Below are 20,048 nucleotides of genomic sequence, written 5' to 3' on the forward strand. Positions count from 1 at the left end.
AGTACGAGAATCAACTCGTCTTCGACTTATTGTAAATGTCGAACGCGACGGCGAGGAGCAGGACGAGCCCTTTGATGCCCTGCTGCCAGTCGACGCCGAGGCCGATGAGCGACATACCGTTGTTCATCACGCCCATCACGAGGCCGCCGATGATCGCGCCGACCACGGTGCCGATGCCGCCGGAAGCGGAGGCGCCGCCGATAAAGCAGGCCGCGATGGCGTCCAGCTCAAAGTTCGTGCCGGCCTTCGGCGTGGCCGAATTGAGCCGGGCGGCGAAGATCAGGCCGGAGAGCGCGGCCAGTGTGCCCATGTTGACGAACACCCAGAACGTTACCTTTTTCGTCTTGACCCCTGACAGCGTGGCGGCCTTTTCATTGCCGCCGAGCGCGTAGATGTGGCGGCCGGGGACCATCCGGTTCATCACGAAGGAGTAAATGACGATCAGGAAGAACAGGATAATCAAAATGTTCGGAATGCCGTTATAGGTGGCCAACACCAGCGTAAAAAGATTAATCACCGCCACCAGCACGACGATTTGCAGCATAAACGTCCACATCGGCGGCACTTCAAACTGATATTTCAGCTGGGTCCGGCGTTCCTTCCATTCCTGCCAGATGTACAGGATGGAGAGAAGGATGCCGAGTACGATCGTTAGTATATGCAATCCGCCGCCGCCAAACCAGTCGGGAATAAACCCGGAGCTGATGCGTTGGAACGATTTCGGAAACGGCGCGATCGACTGACCGCCCAGCACGATCATCGTCAGGCCGCGAAACAGCAGCATGCCGGCCAGCGTCACGATAAACGCCGGGATTTTGACGTAAGCAACCCAGAAGCCCTGCCAGGCTCCGATCAAAGCCCCCATGACCAGCGCCAGGATCACCGCCAGAAACGTGGGCACCTGCCAGTTGACCATCATGATCGCCGCCAGCGCACCGATAAACGCCGCGACCGAACCGACGGACAAATCGATATGTCCGGTGATGATGACGAGCACCATGCCGATCGCCAGCACGAGAATGTAGCTGTTTTGCAAAATTAGATTCGTGATGTTCAGCGGCTTCAGCAGAATCCCATCGGTCAAAATTTGAAACAACACCGTGATAAACACCAGCGCGATGATCATCCCGTACTGGCGGATATTTTTGCGGAAAAGTTCGCTAACTGCTTGCATCTGCCTACCCCCTGCCTCGAGTCATCGATTTCATCAACACTTCCTGCGTCGCATCCTTGCGGGCGACCTCCCCGGTAATCCGCCCTTCGCTCATGCAATAGATGCGGTCGCACATGCCGAGAATTTCCGGCAGCTCCGAAGAAATGAACAATATCCCTTTGCCCTCGTCCGCGAGCTGATTGACGATGGAGTAAATTTCGTATTTGGCTCCGACATCGATGCCGCGCGTCGGCTCGTCGAGGATGAGGATTTCCGGCTGTGCGTAAATCCATTTGCTGAGCACGACCTTTTGCTGGTTGCCGCCGCTTAAGTTGACCGTTTTTTGCAAAATGCTCGGCGTCTTGATATTGAGCTTCTTCCGGTACTCCTCCGCGACAAGCACTTCCTCCTGCTCGTGAATGACGCCGCGGCGGGACAGCCTGCCGAGGCTGGTGAGCGAAATGTTCCGCTTGATATCGTCGATCAGAATCAGCCCGTACTGCTTGCGGTCCTCGGTGACATAAGCGACCCCGTGCTCAATGGCCTGGCTGATGGAGTTGAACCGGACCTCTTTTCCGTGCAGGAACAGCTGGCCTTTAATATGTCTGCCGTAAGAACGCCCGAAGATGCTCATCGCCAGCTCCGTTCGGCCCGCGCCCATCAAGCCGGCGATCCCGACGATTTCGCCGCGGCGGATCGTCAGGTTGATATCGTCCAGCACCTTTCGCTCCTCCTGCTGCGGATGGTGGGCTTCCCAGCCCCGAACCTCGAAGATGACCTCGCCGATGCGGGGCTCCCGTTCAGGGTATCGGTGGGTTAAATCGCGTCCGACCATGCCTTTGATGATCATGTCCTCGGTCACCTTGTCCGCCTTCATATCGAGCGTCTGGATCGTTTTGCCGTCCCGCAAAATCGTGATCGAATCGGCCACCTTGCTGATTTCGTTTAATTTGTGCGAGATGATGATCGAGGTGATGCCTTGTTTTTTCAATTCGAGAATGAGCGCCAGCAAGTTTTCGCTGTCGCTTTCGTTGAGCGCCGCCGTCGGTTCGTCCAGGATGAGCAGTTTGACCTGCTTGGCCAGCGCTTTGGCGATCTCCACCAGCTGCTGCTTGCCGACGCCGAGATCGAGCACCCGGGTGGCCGGCGATTCGTCCAGCCCGACGGTTTCGAGCAGCTTCCGCGTCTTAATCGTCGTTTCGTTCCAGTCGATGAGTCCGCGCTTTTTTTGTTCGTTGCCGAGAAAAATATTTTCCGCGATCGACAGATACGGGATCAGCGCCAGCTCCTGATGGATAATGACGATGCCGAACTGTTCGCTTTGCTTGATATCCTTGAACTCGCAAACCTGGCCGTTAAACAAAATATCCCCTTCATAGGTGCCGTGCGGATAAACGCCGCTTAACACTTTCATCAGGGTCGATTTGCCGGCCCCGTTTTCCCCGCAAAGCGCGTGGATTTCGCCTTCCGCCACCTTTAAATTGACGTCGCTGAGCGCCTTGACGCCGGGAAACGTTTTGGTGATGCCCCGCATTTCCAAAATCAATTTTTGCAAATGCCGCCACCTGCCTTTCTGCCGCATTGATGTAAAACAGCGGCGGCCGGGAAAGCCGTCCGCCGCGGGTGCCGGTTTGCCGCTGTACCGGCCTGCTGTGATGCCATTCCGCCGTTCGTGTATCCCCGGCCGGAACTACAAACCAAGCTCCTCTTTGGTGTAATAACCGGTCTCGACCAGCGTTTTTTCCACGTTGTCCTTATCCACGGAGACCGGCTCCAGCAAATAGGAAGGGACAACCTTCACACCGTTATCATACGTTTCCGTATTGTTCACTTCGGCCTCCGTACCTTCGAGAATGCTTTGCGCCATGGCCACCGCCTTTTTGGCGAGCTCACGCGTGTCCTTAAATACCGTTTGCGTTTGTTCGCCCGCCAAAATCGATTTGATCGAAGCGAGCTCGGCGTCCTGGCCGGTCACGATCGGCAGCGGCTTGTCGCCGGTGCCGTATCCCACGCCTTTGAGCGAGGAGAGGATGCCAATGCTGATGCCGTCGTATGGGGACAGCACGGCGTCAACGTTTTCCGTCGAATAGTGGGCGCTCAGCAAATTGTCCATCCGCGCCTGGGCGGTGGCTCCGTCCCAGCGCAGCGTGGCGATTTGCTCCATTTTCGTTTGTCCGCTGCGCACGACCAGTTTGCCCGAGTCGATATATGGCTGCAGCACCGACATGGCGCCGTCATAGAAGAAATAAGCGTTGTTGTCGTCCGGCGAGCCGCCGAACAGCTCGATGTTGAACGGGCCTTTGCCGTCCTTGAGGCCCAGCTTCTCTTCAATGTAAGCGGCCTGCTGCACGCCGACCTTGAAGTTGTCGAAGGTGGCGTAGTAATCGACATATTCGCTGTTCATGATCAAGCGGTCGTAGGCGATGACCTGAATGCCTTGATCATGGGCTTTTTGCAGCACATCGGTCAGCGAGCCGCCGTCGATCGCCGCGATCACCAAAATTTTGACGCCTTTTGTGATCATATTTTCAATTTGCGACACCTGATTTTCGATGACGTCTTCCCCGTATTGCAGATCCGCAGCGTAACCAAGCGCTTCGAATTCCTTCGCCATGTTCTGGCCGTCACCCACCCAACGCTCCGACGATTTCGTCGGCATGGAGAGGCCAACCGTGCCTTTGCTGGCGCCGGAGTTTCCGCCGCCGTTGCCAGTACTGCTACCGGTCTCGTTACCGCCACTTGCCCCGCTGCCCCCGGCTCCATTGCCGCCAGCCCCGCCGTTTCCGCATGCCGCCAGCGTCAGAACAACGACCAGCGCCAGCAGGATTGCCGAAAATTTCTTCATGACCCAACCTCCCGATTTGTGAATTCAATAATTTGAATGCGTTTGCAAAAGTGAGTATAACAAGAGACATGGGGGCGCGTATTTACAATGAATCTACTCTTTTTATAAAAATCCAACTAAGTTTTGGCGCAACTTTGAAATCGGCGTGCTGGGGGAAGGACGCGGCTGCCGTAAGGTGATGTAACGGACACCAGGGACTCTATTGCTGCAAAAACCGGGGATCAAAAAAATGTAACGGACTGAGAAGACGTTATTTCCGCAAAAACCGGCCAAATCGCCTCAACCGAGCCCCAATAAAGGCTGTGGTGTCCGTTAGAGCGGGAAATGTCCGGGAAATCAGCAAATAAGGTCTTTTGTGTCCGTTAGCGAATACGACAAGATACTTCCCGAGCAAAAAGAAGAAGGAACCGGAGGTCACTCGGTTCCTTCTTCTTTGAGGTTGAACGCGCCTTTGCGGTACTGGAGCGGGGAAATGCCGGTTGCCCGCTTAAACGCCGTGCTGAAGTAATGCTGCGTTTCATAGCCGGCCTGTTCGGCGATTTCCGCGATCGTCAGCTCCGTCGCGTTCAGCAGCTGTGCCGCGCGGCGGATGCGGATTTGCGTCAAATAGCTGTTGAACGAGGCGCCTAGTTCCTGCTTGATCACCCGGCTTAAATACACGGAGGAGGTTTGCAGCGCCCCGGCCATCTTTTCCAGCGTCAGCCGGCGGTCGGAGAAGTGCTCCAGCATGTACTGTTTGGCCCGGCGCACCAAAGGCGAGACGGGGGTCTCCTTCATCACCGCGGCTTTGCCGCTGCGGTAAACGGCGGGCAGGTCCGTCACCCCGCCGCAGCCGCCGCCTTCGGCCAGATGAACGTCGACAGCGATTTTCAGGTTGGTGCGCACCGCAGTTTCAATGCGGTGGAAATCCGCTTCCGCCTCCAGGCTCCACAGCAGTACGACGATGAGTCCGAACGGGTCGCGGAACATCGCCTTGGGGGAGGAGGAGAGCAATTCGGAAGCGATATTTTCGATCGCAAACAGGTACAGCTGGCGTTCGGATTCCTTCATGGCCGCCGGCGCCCCGGCCGGCTCGCGCAGACGGATCACGCCAAGCCAGTCCGGGCAGGCGGCCGGCAGCTTCAGAAACTGCAGCTGCTCCAAAATCTCGGCTTCCGTCATGCTGCCGTCCATCCATTCCTGGCAAAATCGTTCCCGCAGCAGCGGATAGCTGCGGGAAATTTGCCGGGAGGCGGCCTGCCAGTGGAGCTGCCGGGCCGCCTCCTCCTCAAGCTCCGTCCGGACCTGCAGCAGCACCTTTTCGAGCTGCGCCGGATTGGCCGGCTTGAGGATATAATCTTTGACCTGAAGGCGGATCGCTTTTTGCGCGTAGGCGAATTCGTCATGGCCGGTAATAATGACGATTTTGCAGCCCGGGAGCTGCTTACGGACGCGCTTCATCAGCTCGATGCCGTCCATGATCGGCATGTTGAGGTCCACGAGCAGAATGTGAACGCCGTGCCGGACGGCCAGCTCCAGCGCTTCTTCGCCGTCTTCGGCTTCCGCCGCAACCGCAAGACGGAGCTGATCCCAATTGACGCTGTCCCGGATGCCCTCCCGAATAATCATCTCATCGTCGGCAATCAGCACTTTCCAGCGGAAGGCGGGGGACAGGCTGTTTTCGTTCATGTTTTTTTCCATACGATCACTCATGGTTTATCCTCTCCCAACGTACGTTGTTATCCCGGATCAGCGGGTGCGTCATCGTTACGACCGTTCCCCGTCCTAATTCGCTTTGGATGGCGATTCCGTATTTGGCGCCAAACGTCAAAGCGATCCGCGCCTGCACGTTCAGCATGCCGTACCCTTTGCCGTCCGCGGAATCGGGGGCCGATTCAGGCTTCGGCCCGGGGGACTCGGCCGCGGCGGCTGACCCCGCAAACTGCAGCTGCCTTTGCAGCTGAGCCAGCCGGTCGGGGGGAATGCCTTTACCGTCGTCACGGATCGTGATCGCAAGCGCGCCGCCGTCTTCGGCTGCCTCGATCACGATATGACCGGGCCCCCGGCGCTCCTTAATTCCGTGATAAATCGCGTTTTCCACGATCGGCTGCAGGATCAGCTTCAAGACGTAAACGCCTTGAAGTTCCGGGGCGATATGCAGGGTATAGTCCAGCTTGTTTTGGTACCGGACATGCTGGATTTGCAAATAGCTGCGGACATGCTCGAGTTCGTCGCTCAGCGGAATGATGTCGTTGCCTTTGCTCAGACCGATCCGAAACAGCTTGGACAGCGATTCCGCCATCTCGGCGATATCGTCCGCGCTTTTGCGGCGGGCCATCCAATGGATCGTATCAAGCGTGTTGTACAGGAAATGCGGCTTGATATGCGCCTGCAGGCTGCGCAGCTCGGCTTCCCGTTTTTGCCGCTCCTGCAGCTCGGTCAGCGAAATCAGCCGGTTGATTTGCAGCAGCATGGCGTTGAACTTGCGGCCCAAATGGCCGATCTCGTCGGTGCGGTCGCTCCAGTGGCGGATCGTCAGGTCGCCGGACTGCGCTTTCTGCATGAAGGACGTGAGCTGGGCGATCGGCCTGGAGATCGAGTGGGCCAAATAAAAGGAAGCGGTCATGCCCAGCAGGCAGACGACAAACACGAAGCTGACGACGTAAAAGCGGATTTCCCGCATTTCCGCGGCCGACTCCTTCATCGTAAAAACGCCGACCGTCGTCCAGCCGGTGAACGGGGAGACGCGGTAAATGAACTGCAGGTCGCGTCCGCCGGCCCGTGCCGAATACGTGCCCGAGCCTTCCAGGTCCATCCGGTCCAGCGGGATGTTGTCGGTGTAAGGCTCCGGCGGGGCGTATATCGGTTGTCCTTCCTGATCGAGCACCGTCAAATATCCGGTTTTGCCCAACCTGATGTCCTGCGCGGTTTCGGCGATCACGCGGAGTTTCAAATCGATCAGCACAACGCCTTTGACCTGCTGGGTGTCGGGGTCGAGAATTGCCCTGACGGCCGAAACGACCTCGCTGTCCTTGTAGCTTACGTGCGTCGTTACATTGCGCTGATGCGGGTGGCCGATCACCTTGAAGATGCCTTTGCTCCGCACCGCCTCCTTGTACCAGTCTTCCGCAGTCAGCTTTTCCGGAGTTCTGGCGTACATTTCGTTGCTGATGTAATCGCCCTGGCTGTTTACAACCAAAATGCCGGCCACTTCGGAATATAACGTTGTAAAGCCCTGCAGAAATTTGCGGATTTCGTAATGGTCCGTACCCGCCGCCTCACCCCGATCGGCAAGTTTGCTCGAACCCGAACCTGTACCCGATACGTTCCCCGTCTTCGCAAGTGCCCCGGCTCTATCGCCTTCCGTTGCCGCCAAGGCATCAACCCGCATACCGTCCCCGGCCCCCGCTTCGGATTGCCCCTCAAGAAACCGCAGCACCTCCGGGTTAAACGAGATAAAGTAGGTCATGTTCTGCAAATTTTCCACGTAGGTTTCCAGCGATTTGTTCACTTTGCCGATCAGTTGCAGCGTATTGTCGGTAATTTGGCGCTCGATGATGCGATCGACCGTCCAGTTGGTCAGCAAGCCCAGGCCGAGGGAAGGAAGGATGCTGATCAGCAAAAAATGCACGATCAATTTGTAGCGGATCGGCAAATTGTTCAGGGTGAAACGGCGCAGCTCCCAGCTTTTCCCGTAACGTTTATTTGGCATAGTAATCGTCCACATTCTGCTGCGTCACGACGGTGATGCCGGTGTCCGCCTGCTTGGGAATCCGCGGAGCCCCGGGATTGGAGGAGCCGCCCAACCCATGCTTCAGCGAAAACAAAAACTGCAGGGACCAATACCCCATGTTCCAGGTGCCCTGGGCCATGGTCGCGGCGATATCCCCGCTTTTGACAAGGTCGAGCGTGCCTTTGTCGGTGTCGAAGCTGATGATCCGGGGGCCGCTGCCCGCGTTAGACCCGCCTCCGGCCGCCCGCACCGCTTCGGCCACGCCGATGCCGCCATTCGCCTCCGTGGCAAAAATGCCGCCGACACCGGGATGCGCCCGCAAAATTTCCTCCGCGGCCTGCCGGGAAGCGAGCTGATCGCCTTTTCCGTTTTTGACGTCGACGATCCGAATCCCGGGAAATTCCGCGGCAATCGTATCGGCGAACCCGTTCGTGCGCTCCTGATGATTTTGCTGATCCGGCGTGGTGACGACGGCGACTTCCCCTTGGCCGCCCGTCAGCTCGGCCATTTTGCGGGCGGCTTCGACCCCTGCCGCGTAATTGTCGGTGCCGAGGAAGGAATACGCTTTGCTCCCCGGCGCGTCGGAGTCGAACAATACGACCGGGATGCCGGCGTCGACCGCTTTGTTGATCGTGGCCGTCAGCAGGGAGGGATGGATGGCGGAGATGGCGATGCCGGCCGGTTTTTTGGCGATGACCTGCTCCAATACGGTGATTTGCTCATGGACGTCGCGCTGGGTGGAGCCGCGGTATTCCACCGATACGTTTAAGGCCTGGGCCGCGTCCTCAAAGCCTTTCAGCCCGCTTTTCCAGTAATCGATGCCCATTTGGAACGTCACCATGACGTATTTTTCGTCGATTTCCCCGCGCAGGCCGCCCGTTCCCCACTGCTCGTTCATGCGGCTCTGCTGCGCCCGGAAATCCAGCACGTAGAGCGCAAAGCAGGCGATCAGCAGCAAATAGACGATCCAAATCTTTTTCATATGAAACCCCTTTCAAAAAATAGGTCCAAAAAAGAGCTGAACTTCGACAACATCATACTATGTTTTGCCTGAAAATATCATTATGTTTTTGCGATGCTGTTAAGATACCGGGTTAGTTCAGTCACAATATTGTTATTTTAAATCGTGGTAAGCTAAATTTAAGTTTCTGAGCGTGAGGGAAGAATAGATGGAAGTCAAGTCTTAAAAGGCGGGGATGGTTAAGGATGTTAAGGGTGATGGCCGAAAAGATCAAACACCTGTTTCCGGGTTATTTTTCAATGGCGATGGCCACCGGGACGTTGTCCATTGCGCTGCATTTGCTGGGGATTCCGTTTGTTCCCAGGCTGCTGCTGTATTTGAACACCTGCATCTATGTTACGTTGTGGGTACTGACGCTGATTCGTCTCATTAAATATTTTCCGAGGTTTAGCAAAGATTTGACCAGTCACAGCCAGGGGCCGGGCTTTTTTACCTGCACGGCGGCGACCTGCGTGTATGGCAGCCAATGGGTGGTTGTAGCGCATAACGGCAAAATTTCCACAGGGCTTTGGATATTCGGCATCTTGCTTTGGGTCATCATTATGTATACTTTTTTTACGGCCGTTACCGTCAGAAAAGAGAAGCCTACGCTGGCCGAAGGCATTAACGGAGCCTGGCTGATCGCCGCTGTCGCCACCCAATCCGTTTCCGTTCTCGGCACGTTAATTTCCTCCTACATGGCGGAAGGCCGGGAGATCGTCCTGTTTTTTACACTGTGCATGTATTTGCTCGGCTGTATGCTGTATCTGAACATCATCACGTTAATATTTTACCGGTTTACTTTTGTCGACCTGAAATATTCGGCGCTTACTCCGCCTTATTGGATCAACATGGGGGCGGTTGCGATCACGACGCTGGCCGGCTCCACCCTGATGCTGCATGCGGCCGATTGGCCGTTTCTGACTGAACTCGTCCCTTATTTAAGAGGGTTTACTTTGTTTTTTTGGATTACGGGAACATGGTGGATTCCGCTGCTGTTTATTTTGATGGTGTGGCGTCATGTTTACCACCGTTACCCGCTGACTTACGATCCGCAATTTTGGGGGATGGTGTTCCCGCTCGCCATGTATACGACCAGCACTTACCAGTTGTCGCAGGCCTTAAAACTGCCCTTTTTGGTCTTGATCCCACGGAGCATGGGGGTTATCGCGATCACCGCCTGGTTAGCCGTGATGGCCGGCTTTGTTCATCACCAATTTCGCTCGTTTCAAGCGCGGAGATGAGATGCAAGCGGAACTATGTTATTTTCTGATCGTTCCAGCGGGTTTTCCCGAGCTTTATAAGATGGGTGGGATCTGCAATAATGGAAGTACATAACAATACTCGCTGGGGAGGGAGATCTTTTCCTGCCGGAAATGCGTTTGAGTTCGGAGGGGGAAACGTCGTCTATGACCAAATTGTTTTTGGGGTGTACCTCGTTGTTGGCGGGAGTTATCGTCATTTGCACGGGGTTTATCGTCTCGGCTTTGGAGGGCATCAAACCCGGAAGCGGAAATTTCAGCTACAGCCTTTTTGACCTGAATTTATGGTGGATCATTATACCTGTGGTTTTGTTGGCCGCAGGAGGGGGACTTGTCTACTCCTACCAAAAAGATGTCAACTACGAGGAATCGCAATAAACTTGTTAACCTGTAAAGCCTGCGCTTAGGCCCGTTATTGTACAGAAACGGACGGAACCGCAGGCAGTGATACGACCTTACCTTATTGCGATATCTTTTTGTACTCGTTAGGCGTCACCCCGACCATGCGCTTGAACAGCTTGTTGAAATAGGCCGGGTCGGGATAACCGACCTCGCAGCCGATTTCGTGGATTTTCAGCTCGTTTGATTTGCGCAGCAGCAGCTTCGCTTTTTTGATTCTCACCTCAATCAGGTAATCGGTGATCGTCATGCCGGTCTCGTGTTTGAACAGCTTGCTCAGGTAGCTGGGCGTCAAATAAACCATACGAGCGAGCTGGCTCAATTCGGCCGGCTGGTTGTAATGTTCGGCGATCCAGCGCTTGACGGTTTCGACCGATTTCCCCGCCTGCGCCAGGCGACCGGCCCGGATCTGTTGCAAAGCGCCGGCCAATTCGGCCAGAAATTTTTGCCGGATTTCATCAAAGCTAAGGCAGGACAACAACTCGGCTTCCAACTGTTTGGCTTTGGCGTGCGGCCATATTTTGCTCCATTCGTGCAGTTCGGCGGAGAAGGTGCCCACTACAAGACGGCATAGTAAAATAATGGATTCAAGCGGAGGGCGGTCTTTCCGCACCTGCTCCAACAGCCGCTCCAAACAGGCAACCGCCCGGGGAACGTTTAAAATTTGCAGCTGTTCGATCCATTCATCGCGGCAGGCGGCAAACCGTTCGCCGATATCCGCACCGCCGCTGCCGGGCCCGGCACTGCCGCCGGCCTCATGGTAATTCCACGTCTGGCTTCCGTAAATGCCGAGCTCGCAGGCGTTTTTCGCTTCCGCATAAGCTCTGCCCAGCATCGCCGGATCGCCATATACGAAGCTGGAGCCGGCAAGCGTGCGGCGGGGACCGCATATGGCTTCCAGAACCGCCGCCATTTGGCGGAGTTCTTCCAGGCCCGGCTGTTGCGAATAATAACAGGCTAAAGCGAGAACCTGTTCGCCGGTGTCGACCAGATCCCAACAGCGGACGGGGAGACTCCCGGTTTGCTCAAGCCCGGTGCGCAGCGCTTCCGGTTGACAGCCCTTGATTGCATATACGACAAAATAAGGCTCCGGCAGGGAAAGCTCCGGCAGCTTTACGTCAGGCCCAAGCCCAGAGCCTCCTGCGAAGCTTTTAAAATAAGAGAGCAGCAATCCCGAGCGGAGTTGCTGTTCCTTGCCGCGGGCCGCCGTCTTCTCCTCATCAAGCGCGTAAAGCAGGGCGAACAGCTGTTTTTTGTCGATCGGCTTGAGCAGATAGTCCACCGCGGAATACCGGAGGGCCTGCCGGGCATACTCAAAATCGGTGAACCCGCTCATGATGATGCAGCGGATTTCCGGCTTGATGGCCTTTACCTGTTTGATCAGTTCCAGTCCGTCCACCACGGGCATGCGGATATCGGTGACGATGACGTCAAGCTCCTCGGCCTTAAGGAAATCCAGCGCCTCCTGACCGTTCGCAAACAGGCCGGTAACGGCGAAGCGGGCGCTTTCCTTGCCGATCATCTTACCCAGCCCTTCCCGAATCGAAGCCTCGTCGTCCACGATCGCGATTCGCAGCATAGGATTTCCCCCTTTGAATCATTCCGTTTACGTCCGGATCAAACCTAGTAGACGGCTCCTTAATAACGCAAGCTTTCCATTCCTGCTGGTCAGACCGCACGCGGCTAACGGACAGGGGCGCCCTTATTTGCCCGAAAAAAGCCGAAAAGGCGTGCTGAAATGCCAAATAAGGTCTGTGGTGTCCGTTACATTCTGAAGGCTTTAGATTTTGCCGAAATAACGTCGCTGGTGTCCGTTAGGGCCGGAAAGTACGGCATTGCGGTCAGCACCTCGGCATTACGGCCGTCAAGTACGGCATTGCGGTCAGCACCTCGGCAATATGGCATTACGTCTCGGCATTACGACTTGGTCGAAGCCGTGGTCAGGCCTCCAAGCCAGCCGTGGTCATACTTTAACTTGCTCATCCAACTCCCCCCGCGCCGTTACAGAGCAAGCCGGCGATTCTCACCGTAACCGTCGTGCCTTCACCCGGCCGGCTGCTGACGGTTAACCGGGAGTCCGCGCCGTAATGGAGCCGGATCCGCTCCCGGACATTGCGCAGCCCGATCCCGAATTTATCCGTTTTTCCGTCCGTCAAGCTATGATTCAGGGAGGCGAGGCGCTCCTCCGTCATTCCGACACCGTCATCCTGCACCGTAAAGATGGCGTCATTCCGCTCATTCCACGCTCTAATTGTAATGGTGCCCGAGCCCTCTCTTTTTTCCAAACCATGAAACACCGCGTTTTCCACAATCGGCTGAAACACCAGCTTGACGATCGGCAGCGGATAAAAATGCTCCGGGATCTCCACACGGAAGTTGAATTTGTCCGGAAAACGGAGCTGCAGCAGCAGCAAATAGTTCCGCACATGGTCGATTTCCAGGCCCACTGTCACGTGCTCGTCGGCGCTCCGGGTAATGCTGTAGCGAAGCAGCAGGCCCAGCAGATAGGTCAGCTCGGCGACCCGGTCATCGTCGTTCAGCTCGGCCAGCATGCGGATCGATTCCAGCGTGTTGTAGATAAAATGCGGGTTAATCTGGTTTTGCAGCGCCAGCATGTCGGCTTTTTGCTTGCTTTTTTCCGTTTCCGCCACCTCGTGAAGCAGCTCTTTCACGCGGGCGATCATCCGGTTGAACTGGCTGCCCAAAAGGCCGATTTCGTCATTGTATTTGACGTTAACCCGAACGTCGAGCTTGCCGCGCTGCACCTGCTTCATCAGCTGCACCGTCCGTTTCAGCGGCTTCGTAAGCGCGTAGGAGATAACGATGGCCACGAGCAGGGCGAAAAAAATAACGGACAACGTCGTGATCATCAGTTTATCGCGGTTTTGCTTCATCGGCGCCAGCAGTTCGGTTAAAGGAATGTAGACCAGCGTTTTCCAGCCGGTTTGCGCCGACGAGGTGTAAACGCAGATGTAAGGCCGGCCGCCGATGTCCAAATGGAAGCTGCCCCGCGTACCCGCGGCCGGCGCAAGCAGGGGGCTGCCGCTTAAATCCTCGCCCAGCTTGGCGGGATCGGCGTTATACACGACTTTTCCGTATTCGTCCACGATCAGGGCGTCGCCGTGGGTTACGGCATTCAGCGGTTCGATGATCCCCTCGAACAGCTTCGCGTCAACATCGATGGCGATCAGGCCGATATCGTGCAAGGAGCTGACCGAACGGATAGGGCGGACGACGGTAAACACCTGGCGGCTCTCTGTTTCGTTCACGCGGATCAAATGCGTGCCGGCAAGGGCGGGGGACGAACCGGATTTACGCGCTAATTCCTTCCACTCGCCGAGCCTCATTTCCGGATACAGCATGTTGATGCCCGACTTCCGGTAGTAAAAAATCATATCGTAACGGTCCACCAGATAGGCGGACAAAATCTCATCCTTGGTATTGTTCAAATACATCAGGAAAATATCGATCGCAGTGCTCTTGTCCCAATCCGTCCCTTGCTGGTCCAAATATTTTTGCACCTCTTTGTTGTACAAGGGCAGGCTCGTGTAGCGCTTCAAATCGGCGATGTAACGGTCCACTTTGTCCATCGCGTTGTCCGTCATCAAATGAGCGGCTTCGGTCGTGCTGCTTTGCACCAGTCTGAAGCTGGAACGGTACGAAGTGTAGCTGAAATAGGTGACCGGCAGCGAAATAAGAAAGACGAACACGATCACCAGTTTTTTCTGCATGGATAGATTGGCAAAAAACAACCAGGATTTTCGGAACATGGCTCGTAGGATCATACCTCATTTTACCGCACCGCTGGTCACGCCTTCAAAGATATATTTTTGCAGGAAAAAATACAGCACCACGGTGGGCAGCAGGATCAGCAGGATCGCCGCGCAGATCAGGTTCCAGTCGGCCACGTTGACGCCCTGGAAGCGCATCAGCACCGTCGTCACCACGCCCAGGCTTTGCTTCGGCATGTAAAGGTACGGTGTGTACATATCGTTGTAAATACTGATTGTCTTCAAAATGATCAACGTAGCCGTCGCCGGGGTCAGCAGCGGAAAAATGATCGAACGGTATATCCGGAACAGGGAGGCGCCTTCGGCCATGGCGCTTTCGTCGAGATCGACGGGAATGTTGCGGATAAACTGCAAATACAAAATGATTTGGATCACGTCCGCACCGACGTACAAAATGATCGGTGCCCCCAGCGTGTTGTACAACCCCAGCGATTTGATGATGCCGAAGGTGGCGACCTGGGTCGTAATGCCGGGGATGACGGTCGCGAACAGATACAGGCCGAACACCGCTTTTTTCAGTTTAAAAGAAAACCGCCCCAGCACATAAGCCACCATCGTTCCGAACAGGATATTGAAGACCAGGGACACGCAAATAATGATCAGCGTATTGCCGAACCCGCTCAGCAGGCCGCCCCGCTCAAACACGATTTTGAAATTTTCAAAATTGAAAAAGCTTTGCGGCAGCGCCATCGTGCTGGCGGTATTAAACTCATCGCTCGATTTGAACGAGTTGACGATGACGACGTACGGAGGGAACAGCACAATAAAAACTCCGATCAGCAAGGTCAGGTATTTCAGCGCATCCAGCAAAGTGAATTTACGCCCGCTCATTTGCCGCTTCCCCCTCTGCTAAGGACAAACTGCTGCAGCCCTACGACGATGATGACGAACATCAGCAAAATGATGCTCATCGCCGAGGCCAGCCCGTAATGGTTGTAAGCGAAGGCGGTCTCCATCACCCGCTGCACGTACGTTTGGCTGGCGCCGGCCGGCCCCCCTTTGGTCAGAACGAACGGAAGGTCGAACACCTCCAGCGCGCCGGTGACGGTCAGGAACAGATTCAGCTGGATAACCGGCTTCATGTTCGGCAGCGTAATCCGCCAAAAAGTTTGCATCGCCCCGGCGCCGTCGATTTTGGCCGCTTCGTACATGTCGCGGGGAATCGCCTGCAAAGCGGCGATATAGATCACCATGTTGTACCCCATGAACCGCCACAGCCCGGTCGAAGCGAGCGAATAGTTGACCAGGCCTGCCGTGCCGAGCCAGCTCGTTTCGCCGAGTTTGCTTAGACCGATGCTTTGCAGGAAGAGGTTTAGCGAACCTTGGGTCGTATCGAAGACGTAACCGAACATAAAAGCGACGGCCACGGCGTTCATGATGTAAGGGAGGAACAGCAGGAGCCGGAAAAAGTTCCGGCCGCGCAGCCTGCTGTTCAAAATAACGGCGAAGTAAATCGCGATGATATTTTGGACGATACCCATGAAAAAATAGGCAAAGTTATGGGCGAATACGCCGAAAATGTCCGGGTTGGTGAACACTTCCCGGTAATTGGCCAGCCCGGCCCACGGCTTCTCCGGACTGTACCCGTCCCAATCGGTAAAGCTGAACATGACCAGCTTCAACGCGGGATAGTAGGTAAACAGCAGGAGCAAAGCGAGCGGGACCAGCAAAAACGAGACGATGATGATGTTTTTCTGCGTTTTGTAAGACAGTGTTCCAAACATGCCGTATCCCTTCTTTCTTAGTAGCCCAGCTCCTGCTTCGCTTTGGCCCAGGCTTTGTTCCATTTGTCGAGCACGGCCTGCGGGTCCTTGGCCAACACAAATTCCTGCACGATCGCCGGCAGATCGATTTGCGCTTTGTTGCGGATTTCGATCACCTTTGGATCATCGGGCTGGCCTTCCTGCAGCTGCACGCCGGTCGCCTGGAATTCGGCCAATTGGGCCAGCTTGGATTCGCGGCCTTCCAGCGGGGAGATAAAGCCGGCAAAATCCTCGTAACCGGAGTCCTCAAGCATCCATTTCAAGAAAGCTTTGGTCGCTTCCAGGTTTTTGCTGTCTTTGTTGACGGCGTAGAAGAAATCCGGGCTAAGCGCGGCTCTGCTCTCGCCCGAGCCGTCGAACGGCAGCGGGAAAAACCCGATGTTATCGGACTCCGCGCCGACGCCGATCACCTGATTGATGACCCAGTTGCCCAGGAAGTACATCGCCATTTTGCCGTTCGCCAGATCCTTTTTGGATTGCTCCCAGTTGGTGGAGTTGATGTCTTTTTCCAGGTAGCCTTTATCGGCCAGCTCTTTGATGAGGGACATCGCTTTGCCGTACCCGTTATCCATGGTGAACGGAGTGTCCGTGCCTATCATTTCGTTAGGAAAGTTGCTGTTGTTTTCAATGACTCTCGGCATATCGAATACCCAGTTGTTCAGCGGCCATTTGTCCTTGAAGTTGGAGGCCAGCGGAATGACGCCGTTTTGCTTCAGCTTTTCGCAGGCGGCCAGGAATTCTTCCCAGGTCTTTGGGAGCTCCGTAATGCCGGCGTCGGCGAATGCCTTTTTGTTGTAAACGATCCCGGAGGTGGAGTTGCCCGTCGAGATGCCGTACAGCTTGCCGTCAAAAGATCTGAAATCCTTGAACGTAATTTCCGCACTCAGTCCCAAATCGTCCAGCGGCGCAAAATATTTCGGCAAATCGGAGTTTGGAATGTCCGGGACGAACATCAGGTCCGGCAGCTCGCCGCTGGCCATGCGAACCTTGGCCTGCTGGTTGTAGTCCGTTTGGCTGGCTTCGAATTCGATCTCGATGTTTGGATACTTTTCGTGGAACCGCTTGACGTATTCGTCGTATTCCTTGCCGATCATGTCGGTGCGGTTGGTAAGGAATGTCACCTTGCCGCTAAGCTGTCCGCTTGGGTCGCCCGCTTGGTTGTTTTCCGCCGCGGTTCCGTTATCCGGAGGAGCTCCGTTGTTTCCGGCGCCGTTAGCGCCGCCTCCGCCGCAGCCGGCCAGTACGCTGGCGAATGTAAAGATCAGCATGAAAGTCATCAGGAGTTGCTTTTTCAATGTGATCGCCCCTTTTTAGGAAATTATGTTAGCGCTTACAGATAAATTGTATCGCTTTGTTATAATAATGAAAATGTATTGTGTTATTATTTATTGTCTTTGGTTTGCTTGTTTTTTAGCGGGGGATTGGAAGACAACATATTAATATATGATAACTTCGGAATACTTATGGCATTTATGATGCTAACAAAAAACATAACAAAAAATAACGATTATCAACTATAATAGGGTTCATAACCTACAACTTGAGGAGGGCTTATGAACAATCAACGTTATGTGCTCAGCGATTGGAAATTCAAGGCGAGCGATGAAACGAAGTGGCTGCCGGCGCGGGTTCCGGGAACGGTACATACGGATCTGCTGCGCTGCGGCGCCATTCCCGATCCGTTTTACGGCACGAATGAGCATGAGCTGCAGTGGATCGACAAGAAGGATTGGGAATATCAAACTTCGTTTGAAATGAATGAAGCATGGGCGAAGCTGCCGCGAATCGAAATCGTCTTTGCGGGTTTGGACACGTATGCGGACGTTTTCGTGAATGGTCTGCATGTTTTTTCGGCCGATAATATGTTCCGCTGCTGGCGGGCGGATATCAAACCGCTGCTTCGCGAAGGGCTGAACACGATCGCGGTGCGGTTTCGCTCTCCGATCGCCGAAGATTTGCCCAAGCTGGAGAGGCTGGGCTACGATCTGCCGGCCGCGAACGACCAATCGGAACTCGGCGGACTGGGAGACCGCAGAGTCAGCGTGTTTGCCCGCAAAGCCCCTTACCATTACGGCTGGGATTGGGGGCCGCGGTTGGTGACGAGCGGCATTTGGCGGGAAGCCCGGATCGAAGCGTGGGGCGGTTCGGTCCTGCGCGATTTGTTCATCCGCCAGGACCGCGTTGCGCCGGAAGTCGCAGAATTAACGGCGATCGTGGAGATTGAAGCGGCCACCGCGTGGGAAGGGCGGCTCCGCGTCTCCACCGGGGAAGCGGTATGGGAGCGGCAGGTTGCTCTGCAGCCGGGACTGCAGGAGGTGGAGCTGCCGCTGACCCTGGCGCAGCCGAAGCTGTGGTGGTGCCGGGGACTAGGAGAACCGGCGATGTATACGTTTAAGGCCGAGTTGATCGGCGCGAATGGTACGCTGGAAGCCGACGCGGCGGTGCGGACGGGCTTGCGCGAAATTAAGCTGGTTCGCGAGCGGGACGAGGCGGGGGCTTCCTTCCGCTTTGAGCTGAACGGCGTCCCCGTGTTTGCCAAAGGCGCCAACCACATTCCGAACGACAGCTTCATAACGGAGGTGACGGCGGAGCGCTACCGGCACGAGATCGCTTCGGCCGCCGAAAGCGGCATGAACATGCTGCGCGTGTGGGGCGGCGGGATTTACGAGCAGGACGTCTTTTACGAGCTGTGCGACGAATACGGGTTGTTGGTGTGGCAGGATTTCATGTTCGCCTGCAGCATGTATCCGGGGGACGCCGCGTTCCTGGAGAACGTCGCCCGGGAGGCGGAGCACAATATCAAGCGCCTGCGCAACCATCCGTGCATCGCCTTGTGGTGCGGCAACAACGAGATCGATTCGGCCTGGTCGCATTATGTGGAAAATGCCGGCTGGGGCTGGAAGGAAAACTACGCGGCTAACGTCCGCGCGCGGATTTGGGCCGATTATGAGGCCGTATTCCACGATATTTTGCCGCAGGCGGTGGATCGGCTGGCTGGCGGCGTTGCTTACTGGCCGTCCTCGCCGCTGCGCGATCTGACGGGCGACGCGGACCAGCACGCCTATAAGGTGTCCGGCGAAGGGGACATCCATTACTGGGGCGTATGGCACGCGGTCGAGCCGTTTGCGAATTACAACACCCGGATCGGCCGGTTTATGAGCGAATACGGTTTTCAATCGTTCCCGGAATTGGATTCGGTATTGAAATACGCGCCGGAAAGCGCGCTGGAATTGGAATCGGACATTATGCTGGCGCATCAGAAGAATGGCCGGGGCAATCAGTTGATCAAGGAATACATGGACATCTATTTGCCGGCGCCGCGGGATTTCAAGGCGTTCCTGTACATGAGCCAGGTGCTGCAGGCGGAGGCGATCCGCACGGCGATCGAGGCGCACCGCCGGAACAAGCCTTATTGCATGGGCACGCTGTATTGGCAGATGAACGACTGCTGGCCGGTCGCCTCCTGGGCGGGCATGGATTATTACGGCCGCTGGAAGGCGCTGCAGTATGCGGTCCGCCGCAGCTTCGGGGACGTGATGCTGTCGGTGCACGAACCGGAGGACGGCAAAATTGCCGTTAGCATCGTTTCCGACCAACGGGAGAACATTTCGGGAACGCTGCGCTTGACGCTGTACGATGTGCGCGGCGGGGTGCTCAAGGAAACGGCGCAGGCGGTCAACATCGCGGCGGACTCAGCCAGGGAGGTGGTCGCATTCGCTAGAGAAGCTTGGCTGGAAAACCGCGATCCGCGGCAGGTCGTCTTGCTCGCCAGCCTGGAGCTGAACGGGGAAGTAGCGAACAGCAAGCCGTTTTACTTTGTTTCCGGCAAAGACCTTGATTTGCCGCAGGCGCAAATCAAGGTGCGGGAAGTGCCGGGCAGCGGCGGCGGCAAGTATACGCTTGTAAGCGGTGTGCTGGCGCGGCAGGTTTGGATTCAAGCCGAACGGGAAGGGATCTTCTCCGACAATTACTTTGATTTGATGCCGGGCGTGCCGGTGACCGTGGAGTTTCGCCGGCGTGGCGCCGCTGCGGATAAGGAGGCGTTTGTCCCGGGAGCTCCGGGGGAACTCCGAGTCCGGTCCATGGCCGATTTTGTGTAGATTCCGCCCGTTTACAGCTTATG

Annotated in this window: 14 protein-coding genes; 3 read left to right on the forward strand and 11 right to left on the reverse strand. The window is 55.9% G+C overall.

Annotated elements, in window-relative coordinates; all coding sequences use genetic code 11:
• Positions 1-10: 10 nt before the first annotated feature.
• From mmsB to EHV15_RS11715, 6 genes are all read right to left on the reverse strand, one after another.
• Positions 11-1,174 carry a multiple monosaccharide ABC transporter permease gene (gene mmsB, locus EHV15_RS11690; RefSeq protein WP_128631352.1) on the reverse strand — a complete coding sequence of 388 codons (1,164 nt, stop codon included), beginning with the start codon at positions 1,172-1,174 and terminating at the stop codon, positions 11-13.
• A 4-nt stretch (positions 1,175-1,178) separates the two neighbouring features.
• Complete coding sequence (mmsA, locus tag EHV15_RS11695; RefSeq protein ID WP_128631353.1) at positions 1,179-2,708, reverse strand: multiple monosaccharide ABC transporter ATP-binding protein; 1,530 nt, start codon at positions 2,706-2,708, stop codon at positions 1,179-1,181.
• A gap of 135 nt (positions 2,709-2,843) precedes the next feature.
• Complete coding sequence (gene chvE, locus EHV15_RS11700) at positions 2,844-3,998, reverse strand: multiple monosaccharide ABC transporter substrate-binding protein (protein WP_128631354.1); 1,155 nt, start codon at positions 3,996-3,998, stop codon at positions 2,844-2,846.
• A 414-nt stretch (positions 3,999-4,412) separates the two neighbouring features.
• Entirely contained in the window at positions 4,413-5,690 is a 1,278-nt protein-coding gene (locus tag EHV15_RS11705) for a response regulator transcription factor (protein WP_246061486.1), read from the reverse strand.
• The gene (locus EHV15_RS11710; RefSeq protein ID WP_128631355.1) at positions 5,683-7,689 is read right to left on the reverse strand and encodes a cache domain-containing sensor histidine kinase; all 2,007 of its coding nucleotides are present in this window, start codon (positions 7,687-7,689) and stop codon (positions 5,683-5,685) included. Before EHV15_RS11710 ends, EHV15_RS11705 begins: the two co-directional genes overlap by 8 nt.
• Positions 7,679-8,692, reverse strand: coding sequence for a substrate-binding domain-containing protein (locus EHV15_RS11715; protein ID WP_128631356.1), 1,014 nt, complete (start codon positions 8,690-8,692; stop codon positions 7,679-7,681). Before EHV15_RS11715 ends, EHV15_RS11710 begins: the two co-directional genes overlap by 11 nt.
• A 236-nt stretch (positions 8,693-8,928) precedes the next feature.
• On the opposite strand from EHV15_RS11715, the gene EHV15_RS11720 reads away from it, so the two are divergent.
• Positions 8,929-9,954: a tellurite resistance/C4-dicarboxylate transporter family protein gene (locus tag EHV15_RS11720; RefSeq protein ID WP_128631357.1), complete on the forward strand. Its 1,026-nt coding sequence runs from the start codon at positions 8,929-8,931 to the stop codon at positions 9,952-9,954.
• Between the two features lie 165 nt (positions 9,955-10,119).
• Positions 10,120-10,350: a hypothetical protein gene (locus EHV15_RS11725; RefSeq protein WP_128631358.1), complete on the forward strand. Its 231-nt coding sequence runs from the start codon at positions 10,120-10,122 to the stop codon at positions 10,348-10,350.
• 82 nt (positions 10,351-10,432) lie between these two features.
• Here EHV15_RS11725 and EHV15_RS11730 read toward each other — a convergent pair whose 3' ends face one another.
• From EHV15_RS11730 to EHV15_RS11750, 5 genes are all read right to left on the reverse strand, one after another.
• Positions 10,433-11,950 carry a response regulator transcription factor gene (locus tag EHV15_RS11730; protein ID WP_128631359.1) on the reverse strand — a complete coding sequence of 506 codons (1,518 nt, stop codon included), beginning with the start codon at positions 11,948-11,950 and terminating at the stop codon, positions 10,433-10,435.
• Positions 11,951-12,350: 400 nt separating this feature from the next.
• Positions 12,351-14,141 carry a cache domain-containing sensor histidine kinase gene (locus EHV15_RS11735; RefSeq protein ID WP_246061488.1) on the reverse strand — a complete coding sequence of 597 codons (1,791 nt, stop codon included), beginning with the start codon at positions 14,139-14,141 and terminating at the stop codon, positions 12,351-12,353.
• Between the two features lie 18 nt (positions 14,142-14,159).
• Positions 14,160-14,993 carry a carbohydrate ABC transporter permease gene (locus EHV15_RS11740; protein WP_128631361.1) on the reverse strand — a complete coding sequence of 278 codons (834 nt, stop codon included), beginning with the start codon at positions 14,991-14,993 and terminating at the stop codon, positions 14,160-14,162.
• Positions 14,990-15,886, reverse strand: a complete 897-nt coding sequence (locus tag EHV15_RS11745) for a carbohydrate ABC transporter permease (protein WP_128631362.1) — start codon at positions 15,884-15,886, stop codon at positions 14,990-14,992. The genes EHV15_RS11740 and EHV15_RS11745 overlap by 4 nt, the downstream gene beginning before the upstream one ends.
• 17 nt (positions 15,887-15,903) lie before the next feature.
• Positions 15,904-17,202 carry an ABC transporter substrate-binding protein gene (locus tag EHV15_RS11750; protein WP_128635295.1) on the reverse strand — a complete coding sequence of 433 codons (1,299 nt, stop codon included), beginning with the start codon at positions 17,200-17,202 and terminating at the stop codon, positions 15,904-15,906.
• Positions 17,203-17,478: 276 nt separating this feature from the next.
• On the opposite strand from EHV15_RS11750, the gene EHV15_RS11755 reads away from it, so the two are divergent.
• On the forward strand, positions 17,479-20,025 hold the full coding sequence (locus EHV15_RS11755; RefSeq protein WP_128631363.1) for a beta-mannosidase: 2,547 nt from the start codon (positions 17,479-17,481) through the stop codon (positions 20,023-20,025).
• Positions 20,026-20,048: the final 23 nt, after the last annotated feature.

Origin of the sequence: Paenibacillus oralis (assembly GCF_003863965.1) — a bacterium.
Lineage (GTDB): Bacteria > Bacillota > Bacilli > Paenibacillales > Paenibacillaceae > Fontibacillus > Fontibacillus oralis.